Source organism: Sphaerisporangium krabiense (genome assembly GCF_014200435.1).
In the GTDB taxonomy this organism is placed as follows: domain Bacteria; phylum Actinomycetota; class Actinomycetes; order Streptosporangiales; family Streptosporangiaceae; genus Sphaerisporangium; species Sphaerisporangium krabiense.
On sequence record NZ_JACHBR010000002.1, the window covers coordinates 460778 to 473166 of the forward strand.

At 73.4% G+C, this 12389-nt stretch carries 10 protein-coding genes; 4 read left to right on the forward strand and 6 right to left on the reverse strand.

Annotated elements, in window-relative coordinates; translation table 11 throughout:
- Positions 1-135: 135 nt before the first annotated feature.
- Positions 136-480, forward strand: coding sequence for an ankyrin repeat domain-containing protein (locus BJ981_RS30065; protein ID WP_239139296.1), 345 nt, complete (start codon positions 136-138; stop codon positions 478-480).
- Positions 481-579: 99 nt separating this feature from the next.
- Positions 580-1533 (forward strand): 4-epi-cubebol synthase, encoded by a 954-nt coding sequence (locus tag BJ981_RS30070; RefSeq protein ID WP_184616800.1) that lies wholly within the window; start codon positions 580-582, stop codon positions 1531-1533.
- Positions 1534-1555: 22 nt separating this feature from the next.
- Here BJ981_RS30070 and BJ981_RS30075 read toward each other — a convergent pair whose 3' ends face one another.
- Complete coding sequence (locus BJ981_RS30075) at positions 1556-3598, reverse strand: ATP-binding protein (protein ID WP_239139290.1); 2043 nt, start codon at positions 3596-3598, stop codon at positions 1556-1558.
- 270 nt (positions 3599-3868) lie between these two features.
- Here BJ981_RS30075 and BJ981_RS30080 point away from each other — a divergent pair, with 270 nt between their 5' ends.
- Positions 3869-4036, forward strand: a complete 168-nt coding sequence (locus tag BJ981_RS30080) for a hypothetical protein (RefSeq protein WP_184617794.1) — start codon at positions 3869-3871, stop codon at positions 4034-4036.
- A 126-nt stretch (positions 4037-4162) separates the two neighbouring features.
- Here the strand turns inward: BJ981_RS30080 and BJ981_RS30085 are convergent, their stop codons facing one another.
- The 3 genes from BJ981_RS30085 to BJ981_RS30095 all read right to left on the reverse strand — a co-directional run bounded on the left by BJ981_RS30085 (position 4163) and on the right by BJ981_RS30095 (position 9191).
- Positions 4163-5506: a hypothetical protein gene (locus BJ981_RS30085; protein ID WP_204070298.1), complete on the reverse strand. Its 1344-nt coding sequence runs from the start codon at positions 5504-5506 to the stop codon at positions 4163-4165.
- Between the two features lie 188 nt (positions 5507-5694).
- Entirely contained in the window at positions 5695-6513 is an 819-nt protein-coding gene (locus BJ981_RS30090) for an ABC transporter permease (RefSeq protein WP_311745818.1), read from the reverse strand.
- A 68-nt stretch (positions 6514-6581) separates the two neighbouring features.
- Positions 6582-9191: an alpha/beta fold hydrolase gene (locus BJ981_RS30095; RefSeq protein WP_184616803.1), complete on the reverse strand. Its 2610-nt coding sequence runs from the start codon at positions 9189-9191 to the stop codon at positions 6582-6584.
- Between the two features lie 115 nt (positions 9192-9306).
- Here BJ981_RS30095 and BJ981_RS30100 point away from each other — a divergent pair, with 115 nt between their 5' ends.
- The gene (locus tag BJ981_RS30100; RefSeq protein ID WP_239139289.1) at positions 9307-10461 is read left to right on the forward strand and encodes a hypothetical protein; all 1155 of its coding nucleotides are present in this window, start codon (positions 9307-9309) and stop codon (positions 10459-10461) included.
- A gap of 55 nt (positions 10462-10516) precedes the next feature.
- On the opposite strand, the gene BJ981_RS30105 is transcribed toward BJ981_RS30100, so the two are convergent.
- A complete protein-coding gene (locus tag BJ981_RS30105) occupies positions 10517-11698 on the reverse strand; it encodes a CopD family protein (protein WP_221315412.1) in 1182 nt (393 codons plus the stop codon).
- Positions 11695-12255, reverse strand: a complete 561-nt coding sequence (locus BJ981_RS30110) for a copper resistance CopC family protein (protein WP_184616804.1) — start codon at positions 12253-12255, stop codon at positions 11695-11697. The genes BJ981_RS30105 and BJ981_RS30110 overlap by 4 nt, the downstream gene beginning before the upstream one ends.
- Between the last annotated feature and the right edge of the window lie 134 nt (positions 12256-12389).

The window sequence follows — 12389 nt, forward strand, 5'->3', positions numbered from 1 at the left end:
TACCCACCGTCGGGCCGCGCGCACGCGGCGGTACCGGGGGGATGCACAATGGATCTCGTGCCAGAGAACCCAGCGGGCCGGGGGGACGCGGGGCCGGGCGAGGACGTCGAGGAGCTCGCCACCCGCCTGTTCCAGATGGCCAGGTCCGGTCAGACCGATCGCCTGTGCGCCTACGTCGACGCCGGCGTCCCGGCGAACCTGCACAACGACAAGGGCGACACCCTGCTCATGCTCGCCGCCTACCACGGCCACGCCGGCACGGTGCGGGCCCTCCTCGACCGCGGGGCCGACCCCTCGCGCGCCAACGACCGCGGGCAGACCCCGCTCGCGGGCGCGGTGTTCAAGCAACTGCCCGACGTGGTGCGCGCCCTGCTGGACGCCGGCGCCGACCCCGGGCAGGGCACTCCGTCGGCCGTCGAGACCGCGCGCATGTTCGGCCAGGAGGAGTTCCTGGCGTGGTTCACGGACGACCGCCGATAGTGCCGGACATAAATGAGTTGCGATGTGGTTACGGGCAGTCTTTGTTGCCATGATGTGGGAATGGCTGATTTAGCGGCATCACAGCTTGTTCTGCCAGATTTGTCGTGCCCGTTTCCCAGCCTGATCAGCCCTTACGCCGCTCAGGTCGACCGGGAGACGCTCTCCTGGCTGCGCGCCTGCCGCATGATCGACGACCCCGCCGAGCTGGAGCGCTACCGCGAGGCCGCCTACGGCTACCTCGGCGCCCGCGCCTACCCCTACGCGTCCTACGAGATGCTCCGGCTGGTCACCGACTGGTGCGTCTGGCTCTTCGCGTTCGACGACGCCTTCTGCGAGTCCGACCGGCGGTCCGCCGAGATCGCCAGGGCGCTGCCGCAGCTGCTGATCGTCCTGGACGACCTCGACGCGGGCATCCCGGTGGAGAACCCGTTCGCGCGGGGCATGCGCGACGTCATGCGCCGGGTCGCCGCCGCCGGGAACGCCGACCAGCTCGACGGCTGGCGCGCGCTCACCAAGGACTACCTGTTCGCCCAGGTCTGGGAGGCCGCCAACCGCGAGGACGCCGTCGTCCCCCACTACAACGACTACGTCTTCATGCGGCGCAGGACGGGCGCCATGCCGACGGTCTTCTCGCTGATCGAGCTCGCCACCGGGCAGGCGCTGACCCCCGAGGAACGGCGCGCGCCCGGCGTGCGTGCCATCACCGAGTGCGCCAACGACGTCGTCGTCTGGGACAACGACCTGCTCTCCTACGCCAAGGAGCGCGAGGGGGTCAACGCGGGCAACAACCTGGTCAGCGTGCTGGTCCGGCACGGCGACCGGACCACCCAGGAGGCCATGGACCACATCGGCCGGCTGCGCGACCGGGCCGTGGCCCGGATGCTCGCGCTGCGCGCGGAGATCGCCGCGTGGGGCTCGGAGGCGGTGATGGCCTACGTGCGCGGGCTGGAGCACTGGGTCAGCGGCAGCGTGGCCTACTCCCTCACCAGCACCCGGTACACCCGCGCCTGGAAGGGCACCACCGCCGCCGTCGCCTGGCGGGACCGCAACTGAGCGCCGAGGAGCCGCCGGGGCCTCACCCGGCGGCGTCGATCTCGCCCATGGCGTAGCCGACGGCCTCCTCGAACTCCATGCGCGTGCCCTGCAGGTAGGCCTCCTGGTACGCCTCCTCGCCGAGCAGGCGCTTGCACTCCTTGACGCACTGCTCGTGCTCGGTGCCGAAGAACGGCGAGCCGAACAAGGGGAGGCCGAAGAGCTGCCAGTTGACCTGGGCGGCGCCGAGGATGCGCGCCGCCCGCGCCGCGTCCCCCTGGTCCAGGGCGAGCTGCGACAGCGTCTCCATCGCCACCACGGCCCCGAGCACGTCGTGGAAGTGGCGCTTGATGCGCAGGGCCTCCTGGGCGCTGAACACCGCGTCCGCGGTCCTGCCCGTCATGCGCTCGATCGCCGAGGTCGCCCACACGGCGTAGGAGCGCAGCCACAGCTCGCCGCGCTCGGCGCAGAGGTGGCGGCAGTCGCGCAGCAGCGACTCGGCCTCCTCCAGCTCGTCCTGCTGGGTGAGCACGACCGCCAGCTCGACGATCGCCGGCAGCAGGCCGGGGTTCAGCTCGCGCCCGCTGCGGTGGAACTCGATCGCCACGCCGAGCAGCGCGGTCGCCTTGTGCAGGTCGCCCTGCAGCCAGGCGGCGGTGCCCTGCATCTTGGTCGCCAGGATCACCGCGATCGAGTCGCCGACCCGGACGGCGTCGTTCGCGCACTGCTCCGCGGCCTCCAGCGCGCCGCCGGTGTCGCCCTGGGCGCTGCGGACGTACGACAGCACCCACAGCGCCTTGCAGCGCTGCCTGCTCGGGTCGGGCGAGGCCCGCAGCGCCCGCTCCAGGTACAGCCGGCCCTCGCGGGCGAACCCGCAGGCCACCCACATGAACCACAGCGAGGACAGCAGCGTGAGCCCGGTGCGGGCCTCCTGGGGGTCGCGCAGGCAGAAGTCCAGCGCGGCGCGGATGTTGTCGTGCTCCTGGCGCATGCGCCCGAACCAGTACACCTGCCGCGGCCCCGACCAGGCCATCTCGCCCTGCTCGGCGAGCGCCAGGTAGTAGTCGCGGTGCCGGCGGCGCAGGTCCTCGGTCTCGCCGAGCTTGTCCAGCCACTCGAGGCCGTACTGGCGCAGGGTGTCCAGCAGGCGGTAGCGGGAGCCCGAGCGCTCGGCGACGCTCAGCAGGATGGACTTCTCCACCAGCCCGGAGATCAGGTCCATGATGATCCCCTCGGGCAGGGTGTCGCCGGAGCAGACCTGAGAGGCGGCCTCCAGCTCGAAGTCGCCGGAGAAGATGGAAAGGCGCGCCCACAGCAGCCGCTCGGCCGGCTCGCACAGCTCGTGGCTCCAGCCGATCGCCGCGCGCAGCGTCTGGTGGCGCGGCAGCGCGGTGCGGCTGGCCCCCGCGAGCAGGCTGAAGCGGTCGGTCAGCAGCGCGAGGATCTGCTCCACCGACAGCGCGCGCAGCCGCACGGCGGCGAGCTCAAGCGCCAGCGGGATGCCGTCCAGCCGCCTGCACAGCTCGGAGACGGCCAGGATGTTGTTCTCGTCGACGGCGAAGCCCGAGACCACGGCCGCGGCGCGCTCGGAGAAGAGCAGGACCGCCTCGTTGACGTACGGGCTCTCGGCGCCGTCGTCGCCGGGCACGGCCAGCGGCGGGACCGGGACGGACTGCTCGCCCGGCACGCCGAGCGACTGCCTGCTGGTGGCGAGCACCCGCACGCCCGGGGCCGCGCGCAGGATCCGCTCGATGAGCTCGGCGGCCGCGGTCAGGACGTGCTCGCAGGAGTCGATGACGAGCAGCAGCTCACGGTCGCCCAGCCACTCGGCCAGCGTGTCCGCCTCCGGGCGCGCCGACTGGTCGGCGATGCCGAGGGCCGCGTTGACCGCGTGCGCGACCATGAACGGGTCCTGCAGGCGGGACAGGTCGGCGTACCAGACGCCGTCGGGGAAGTGCCCGGCGACCTGGTGGGCCGCGCGCAGCGCCGTGCGCGACTTGCCCACGCCGCCGATGCCCGTCACGGTCACGAGCCGGTGGTCGCGGAGACGTTGCCCGAGGGTGGCGAGCAGGCGGTCCCTGCCCACGAAGCTGGTGAGCTCCGCGGGGAGGTTTCCGTCTCTTCGCCATGAACTCGGCGATGTCATGGCCGCCTCACGTGGGGGTCGATCCGGCGTGCGTCCTGCCCGCATCGTACCCGCGCGGGCCGGAGGGCGTCCCCGTGCTCGAGACGCCCCGCGGGTGCGTGCCGGTGCTCGGCACGGCCCGGAACCAGTTATTAGGGGTATGGCGGGAAACGAGGGAGTCTTGGCCGACCAGGCGATCGTGACGGTCCCCGGGCGCGTAGCATTGTCCCCGTGACTGTGCATGAGCCGGATGACCTGCGTCCGGTGGACCTCTCCGACGAGGGGCCGCCGGTGCTGCCCGACCAGACGAGCGACGAGAGTGACTCCGCCTGGGGCGAGTGGCGATCGTCCGACGACGTGTCCCGGTTGCTGGAGGAGCGCCCGCCGCACTGGGACTGACGCCCGTCGTCCGGCCCGTGCGGACACCTCCGCCGGGCCTGAAGCATGGAAGCCACGGCCCCGGAGATCTTCTCTCCGGGGCCGTGGCTTCTCGCATGTCCGTCCGCGTGTCCGGGGCCGTGACGCTCAGGCGTGGTGCGCCGCGCCCGCGCCGTTCAGGCTGAGGACCGGCTCCTCGCTCGCGGGCCGGTCATCGCTCATGGGCCGGTCGTCGCTCAGGAACTGCTCGTCGCCCATGGGCCTGTCCTCGGCGTCGGAGCCGTCCGGCACCACGATGGCGGGGAACGTCCCGGTGTCGATGATGCCGTGCTCGTTGTAGGCGGCCTCGATCAGCGCGTGTGCCCGGGGCTCCAGCTTCCACAGCGCCCGGTACTCGCGGGCAGCGGCCAGCGAGACGCCCGTCTCCCTGGCGATGTCGGCCGCGCGCGGCACGAACCTGCGCTCGATCTGCTTGTCCCAGTACTGGCGCGCCGCGCGCATCAGGGCCGCGCGCTGGGCCGTGTCGACCACCTGGGGCGCCGGCTCCACCGTCACGGCGGCGTCCTCGTCGTCGTCCACGTCGGCGATGTAGGTGACCGGGCGGCCGCTCGCCACCGGAAGGGCCTGCGGGGCGGGCTGCTCCTGCTCCGGCTCCCAGGGCACCGGCGGACGCAGGTCGATCAGGGCGCTCGTGTTGTACAGCGCGCCGATCTGCGACAGCAGGGCCTCCTGACGCTCGGCGTCGACCGCGAGGCCGGTGTGCTCGACGGCCTGGTCCATCATGCGGTCCAGCTTGGCGAGCGCGGCGCGCATCTTGCGGTCGGAGGCGCCCGCCTCGCGCAGCGCGCGGGCGCGCTTGGCGGCCAGGGCCACGCGGGTCAGCCTGCGGTGCGCATCGACCTCGGTCACGGTGCGGTCGCTGACCTCGGCGAGGCCCATCCGGACCATCGCGCGCTCCGGGGTGAACCGCCACTTGATGCGGGAACGCCCGGTGATGCGGTGCCGCTCGATGGCCATGCCGCGCTCCCACAGCCACGCGGCCACCAGGGGGGCGGCGAGCCGGAAGATGGCCTCGGCGAGGCTGCGGGCGTCCAGGCTGGACAGCACCGCCGACAGGCCGGTCAGCACCCACACGGCCATGCCGTCGATGCCGGCCGAGAAGTTCTCGCGCATGTTGCGGCGGGCGCGCACGGCGCTGGTGATCACCGCGACCTCGATGAACGCGAAGAGCAGCAGGCGCAGCGGCCCGTCGAACCCGAGCACGTCACCGGAGAACCGCCACATGCCCTGGGCGGACACGCCGGTCGCGATGCTGGCGGCGACGATGGTCAGGATGTCCTCTGCCGGACGGTTCGCTGCGAACTTCTGATAGCCGCGGGACGCCGCGCGGTAGGCGGCGCGCAGGGCGAGGTACGCGAGGACGAGGGCGACCAGAGTGGACACGCAGATGATGGCCGCTCCGAGCGGATTGTCCGCCGCGTACGTGGTCAATTGATCGATGGGGGGCATCAGTCACTGTCCGTCATTCTCGATGTCCGACAGGATTACCGGAAGGATCATTTCAGACCCGCGGCGCTGATGTTCCCTCAAACCCCTTATGTCGCACAGAAAGTCGACCACATCTGGGATCCCGGACACACCAGGGGTGCCGCGCCGCCCCGCCGGGGGGCGGCGGGACGCTACGAGACGACGTCCTTGCGGCGGAACCGGCGGAAGGCCAAGGCGACGAGGACGGCCGCGTAGGTCACCGAGAGCGATGCCCCCTTGGTCATGCCGCTCCAGTCCAGCTCCGGTGCCAGCGCGTCCAGCCAGGCGGTGTTCCAGAACGTCGGCAGGAACTCGCGTACCACGCCCAGCGCCTCCACCGCCTGCAGGATGTTGCTCACGATGACCAGCCCCACCGCGCCCCCGACCGCGCCCAGCGGCGAGTCCGTGCTCACCGAGAGCAGGAACGCCAGGGCCGCCACGACGAGCTGGCTCACCAGGGCGTAGCCCACCACGATCCCGAAGCGCGGCAGCACCGTGGCGGCCGCGATGGTCTCGCCCGTGCCGGGCAGGCGGATGTCGTTCCACCCGAACGCCACCGTGCCCGCCAGCAGGGCCATCAACGGCAGCGCCACCACAGCCGTCGCCGAGTACGCCAGCGCCACCACGAGCTTCTGCCGCAGCAGCCGGTCCCGAGGCACCGGCGCGGCCAGCAGGTAGCGCAGCGACGACCAGCTCGCCTCGCTCGCCACCGTGTCCCCGCAGAACAGGGCCACGGCCACCACCAGCAGCAGCGTCGCCGACACCGACAGCACGAACGCGGCGAAGTTCAGCCCGCCCTGGGTGGCCAGGTCCGACAGCCGCAGGGTGCTCTGCTGCGCGGGCGCGGGACCGAGGGCGAACGCCGCCACGAGGATCCACGGCAACGCCAGCAGCAGCCCGAACATCACCAGCGTCCGCCGCCGCCGGAACTGCCGCACGAACTCCACCCGCAACGGCAACGTGCCCCGCACGGCTCCGGTGACCCGCCCTGCGCCGTTCCCGGCCGCCGTTTCCCTCGCGCCAGTCCGCGCCGGTCCGCTCATGCCCTGCCTCCGCCGTCTCCGATCAGGTCGAGGAACACGTCCTCCAGACGCCCCGGCGCGCCGCCCGCGGGCGCGTTCCCGAGCAGGTCGCCCACCGGGCCCGCCGTGACCAGCCGGCCCCGGTGCATGACCACCACGTGGTCGCAGGTCTGCTCCACCTCGGCGAGCAGGTGGCTCGACACGATCACCGTCCGGCCGTGCCGCGCGTACCGGATCAGCACCCGGCGCATCTCGGCGATCTGCGGAGGATCGAGGCCGTTGGTCGGCTCGTCCAGCACCAGCAGGTCGGGCAGACCGAGCATGGCCTGCGCGATGGCCAGCCGCTGCCGCATGCCCTGCGAGTACGTGCGCACCGCGCGGTCCAGCGCCGCGCCCAGCCCGGCGATCTCCAGCGCCTCCGCGGCGTGGGCCTCCTCGGCCGGACGGCCGGTGGCCCGCCAGTACAGGTCGATGTTCTCCCTGCCGGTCAGGTGCGGCAGGAAACCCGGGCCCTCCACGAACGCGCCGACGCGGCCCAGCACGGGCGCGCCCGGCGTCACGCGGTGCCCGAACACGCGGATCTCGCCCGCGTCCGGGTGGATCAGCCCGAGCGTCATGCGCATCGTGGTCGTCTTGCCCGCGCCGTTCGGCCCGAGCAGGCCGAGCACCTGGCCGCGCTCCACGCGGAACGACAGGCCGTCCACGGCGAGCTCGCCGTCGCGGTACTTCTTGGTCAGCCCGGTGATGCGCAGCGGCACGTTCGCGAGCGACGGGTCCGGGGCGTCCGCGCGCCGGCCGCGTCCGGCCAGCCCCAGCGCGACCGCGACGGCCAGCGCCGCCAGGGGCAGCGCCCAGGTCCACCAGGACGGGCCGGTCGCGGCCGTCCGCAGCGCCGGGTCGGTGGGGACGGTGAGCGACGGCGCGGCGGCCACGCGGAACACCGCGGGGGAGGTGCCCGAGGCGTACCCCATGTCGGTGGTGCCGACCACGACCCGCAGCCGGTGCCCGGCGTCGAACCGGTGGTCGATCGCCGGGAGCGTCACCGTCACCGGCGTGCCCGCGGGCGTGGCGGTGACCCGGAACGGCGCCACCAGCCCCTGCGGCAGCGCCGGGCGCTGGCCGCCGACGTCGTAGACCTTGGCGAACAGCGTGACCTCGCCCGTCCCGTACACCGTGAGGCCCGCCGTGGGGGATCCGGTGACCTGCAGCGGCGCGGCCAGCGGCGCCGACTCGAACGCGGCGGCCTGGCCCGGCATGTCCAGGGCCAGGCCCGCCGCCTGCGAGCCGCCGAGGTTGCCGAGCAGGCCGCCGATGCCCGGCACGCTGGAGATCGCGGCGGGCGAGCCGCCCGGCGGGACGGCCACCGGCTGCGCGGGCCCGGAGAGCGGGACGGACGTGCGCGAGGCGCCCGAGACGCCCGGATAGCGGCCCGCGACGGCGTGGACGAGCACGGGGCGCCGCGTGCCCGGGTCGCGCCCGCCGTCCCGGGTGACGGTGAACGCCTCCCCGGCCCCGGCGGCGTCCTTCTTCAGCCAGCGGTCGAACCAGCCGATCGTGCGGTCGGCCACCCAGTCAGCCTCGCCGTCCCCGCCGTCGTGCCCGCCGTCGAACCAGGCGACCTCCACGGGCGCGCCGGTCGCGGCGATGGCCCTGGCGTTGGCGTCGGCGTGCCCGAGCGGGAACAGCGAGTCCCGCTTGCCCTGGATGAGCAGGCTCGGCACCCGGATCCTGCCCGGCACCGAGACGGGGCTGGACCGGCGCAGCGTGGCCACGGCGCCGGCGGTCGCCCGGCCCGTCGTCGCCACCTCCGCGTACATGGCACAGATCTCCGGGAGGAACCGCCCGCATTGCACGTCCGGCGTCCCCCCGGCCGGACCTCCGGACCCACCCCGGCCCCCGGAGGTCCCCGAGCCGCCCGACGTCCCGGAGCCGCCGGCCGCGCCGCCCCCGAGCGCCGCGGCCAGGCCGCCGCCCGGCGCGAGCGGCGAGTCGGCGCCCCTGCTGAAGAACAGCCCGGCCCACATGCGCTTGAACACCCCGTGCAGCGGCCCGGCCCCCGTGGCGTCGGGGAACAGCGCGTCGGCCAGGTCGTACCAGGTGATCTGCGGGACGATCGCGTCGATCCTGGCGTCGTAGGCGGCGGCCATCAGCGTGATCGCCCCGCCGTAGGAGCCGCCCGCCGCCCCGAGACGCGGGTCGCCCGGCCCGTCGAGCACCACCTCGGGCCGTTTCGCCAGCCAGTCGACGAGCTGCCGGACGTCCTTGACCTCGTAGTCCGGCGAGTTCAGCGCGATCTGCCCGCCGGAGGCGCCGAACCCGCGCGCCGACCAGGTCAGCACGGCGTAGCCGCGCCGCGCCAGCAGCTCGGCCTCGGCGCGCACGCTCGCCTTGCTGCCGCCGAACCCGTGGGCCAGCAGCACGGCGGGCCCCTTCTTCCCGCCCGCGGGCGGGAAGAAGGTGGTGTCGAGCGTGACCCGCTGGTCGTCGCGCGGGCCGTCCACGACCGGGATCGTCTGGTCGATCGCCCGCACCGGCGGCGACGACGGCCACAGGACCCAGATCGCCGCGCCCGCCACCAGTACGGCCGCCACGATCAGCGCGACCGGCCGCCTCCCCCCAAGCTTCATGCCGTGAGCCTACTGATCGGCGCTGAGAGCCCGCTGAGACGCGGCTTCCAGGTGGGGTGTTCTCCGGGTAATCCCCGATTGCGGTACATGTCGAGGACCGGCATCATTTCTTCGCGTGAAGCACGGCGCGGGCATCAAGGACAGAGCCACCCAGGTGATCGAGTGGGCTCTGCCCTACTGGACGCGGGGCCCCGCGGGCAGGCAGACGCCCCCGGACCTCCTGCGCGTCCTCTATTTCTCATGGATCGTTGCATTCGTCCTGAAAGTGCTTGGCGCGTCATGGGACGTCTCCTGGCACTTCAAGTGGCTGCGCGACGACTTCGCCCCGCCGCACCTGATCAACAGCGTGGGCACCGCCATCGTCGTCGCCCTGACGATCATCCACGGGTACACCGGCTACGGCGTGGACCGCGCGGCGCAGCGCCTGATCCAGTGGGGCACCGGCATCTTCCTGATCGCGATCCCGATCGACCTGATCAACCACCGGGTCAACGGCATCGACATCACCTCCTGGAGTCCCTCCCACGTCCTGCTCTACGTCGGCACCGCCTTCATGATCGCCGGCGTGATCCGCGGCTGGCACGTCTCCGCGCCGCCCGGACGCCTGCGCACGCTCGTGCTCGGCGGCCTGTTCGTGTTCTTGCTGGAGAACGTGCTGTTCCCCAGCGAGCACCAGGAGTACGGCGTGCTCAGCCTCGCCGCCTGGGACCGGGGCGTGCACTACGCCGAGCCGATCCTGCTCAACTTCGCCGCCGACCAGATGGGCCGCTCCGTCGACCGCGGGATGGTCGAGAAGTTCACGCTCCCCGTCCCCGACTGGGTGTACCCCATGTGGTTCGGCGTCGCCGCGGTCCTCGTCCTCGTCGTGGCCCGCATGCTGGTCGGCCGCCGCTGGACCGCCACCGCCGTGGCCGGCGTGTACGTCGCCTTCCGCACGATCCTGTGGCCCCTGCTGTACGCCATGAACTTCCCGCCGTCGGCCGTGCCGTTCTTCCTGCTCGCCGTCGCGGTCTGCGTGGACGTGGCGTTCATGCTCAAGATCCCCCTGGTCCGCGCGGTGGGCGGGGCCGTCCTGGTCACCGCCGCCGTCTACGGCGGGCTCATGGCCCAGGACGCCGTGCTCGACGCGCCGCCGTTCCCGCTCGCCTCCGCCCCGGTCAGCGCCGTCCTGCTCGCGGGCGCCTGGCTCGGCGTCGAGTGGTACGCCCGCCGGCGCACCCGCGGCCCCGAACCGGTCCTCCCGCCGGTCGGCGCCCCCGCCACCCCCTAGCCCCGTCGCCGCGCCCCGGTGACACGGGGCGCGGCTCACACCGTGGGCGCACGGGTCAGGCCACGGGCGCGCGGGTCAGGGCGACCGCCACGCCGTACGCCAGGCCCATCACGGTGATCTCCAGCACGGCCCACGCCGCGAACGCCGTCGCCCGGCGCTCGGCGACCGCCGGCAGGAGACGCCAGCGGATGCGGGCCCCGAGCACCGCGATGACGCACGCGAAGACGGTCTTGGCGACCACCAGCCACCCGTAGTGGGTGGTCACCAGCGACCAGGGCAGGCTCGTCGTCGGCGACAGGGCCAGCTCGACCAGCCCGTTGAACAGCCCCGACAGGCCCACCACCAGCAGCGCGACCGTCGCCAGCCGCGAGAACCTCGGCAGCGCGCGCGCCAGCAGGTCGCGGTCGCGGGCCAGCAGCACGGCGAGCGTCACCAGCCCGCCCGTCCACAGCGCGGCGCCGGCGACGTGCAGTTCCATCGAGACCATGCTGAGGTCGTGCCAGTACCAGTTGGACGCGTGTCCGCTGACCGGCAGCGGCAGCAGCCCGAACAACGCGATCGCCACCCGCAGCTCGGCGGGCACCTTCTCACCGAAGCGCACCGCCAGCAGGGCGAAGAAGGTATAGATCAGCGCGATGGCGGCGCTGATCACCAGCCCCTGGCCCGCCCCGATGCGGGCGACGTAGGTGGCCGGATCGGGCGCCTGGCCGGGGGTGACCTCGGCCGCACTGAGGATCATGGTGGTCAGCGCCGCCAGCGCCCAGCCGAACGCCGTCATCACCGCCCAGCTCCGCGCCCGGCCCAGCACGGCCTCGGCGCGCCCCGGCTCGTCGAACCCGACCAGCCGCGGCAGCAGGCTCAACCCCACCGTCGCCAGCGCGCACAAGTCCATGACGAGCCGCGCCACCGGCAGCCCGTACTCGACGAACGGCCCCGGCGCGGCGATCCCCGGCACCCCCGCCTCCGCCGTCCACCACGCCGCGACGAGCACGGCCACCAGCCCGGCCCCGGCGATCGCACGGACAGGCCCCCACCGGACCTCCACCGGTGCGGGAGGAACGGTGACAGGGCTGTCGTCGGCGGCGGGCCCGGCGTCGTGCGTGGCGGTCACCGAAGAGGGGCCTTGGGCGGCGGCGGTCGCGGGAGAGGGGTCTCGCATGGCGGCGGACGCGGGAGAGTGGTCCTGCATGGCGCCGGTCGCGGGGGAAGGGTCCTGGGCGGCGCCGGTCGTGCTCATGCGCCTTCGCCCTTCGCCGCGCGGCTCTGCCGGGCGACGACGCGGATGCCGAGCCCGGACACCAGCAGCGCGGCCGCCAGCAGCCCCCACACCCAGCCGCCGTTGCTCGGCGGCGGCACGCTGCCGGCCGCGACCGTGCCCGCGGGAGGCGTCTCGGGCGCGGCAGGCGACTGCGGGGCCGCCGGCGCCGCGCTCGCGGCCCCCGTGACGGTGAAGCCGATCTTCCCGGTCACCGGGTGGCCGTCGTTGGACAGGATCTGGTAGCCGATGACGTAGTCGCCGGGCGCGGCCGAGGCCGGGAGGGCCGCGATCACGTCGTTGTCCGCGACCCGCACCGTGAGCTTGGCGACGGCGCCGCCCGGGCCGGTCAGCGCCATCTGGGCGAAGTCCGCCCGCACGGACTGGTCGAAGGTCAGCGTGGCGTAGCCGGGCATGGCGGAGAACCGGGCGCCGTCCTTGGGGTCACTGCCGGTCAGCGCGTTATGGGCCGAGGCGGGCGCCACACCCAGCGCCAGTGCGGCACAGACCGCGAACAGCACCGTAAGGAATCGCCTCACGCGAGATGACCTTTCCTGGACGTTTCCGAACGCTGCCATGGTGCCATCTCCCCACGCCACCCGCGGAACCACATCCACGGCGGCCCGGCGACGTACCGATGAGAACGAAAGGTCCAGGGCCGTTCTCGTCACCA

What these genes read in the sequence shown, in the direction of transcription:
- BJ981_RS30065 (WP_239139296.1), top strand. Translation starts at nt 136, where the DNA reads ATGGCCAGGTCCGGTCAGACCGATCGCCTGTGCGCCTACGTCGACGCC.
- BJ981_RS30095 (WP_184616803.1), bottom strand. Translation starts at nt 9,191, where the DNA reads ATGAAGCTTGGGGGGAGGCGGCCGGTCGCGCTGATCGTGGCGGCCGTA.
- BJ981_RS30105 (WP_221315412.1), bottom strand. Translation starts at nt 11,698, where the DNA reads ATGAGCACGACCGGCGCCGCCCAGGACCCTTCCCCCGCGACCGGCGCC.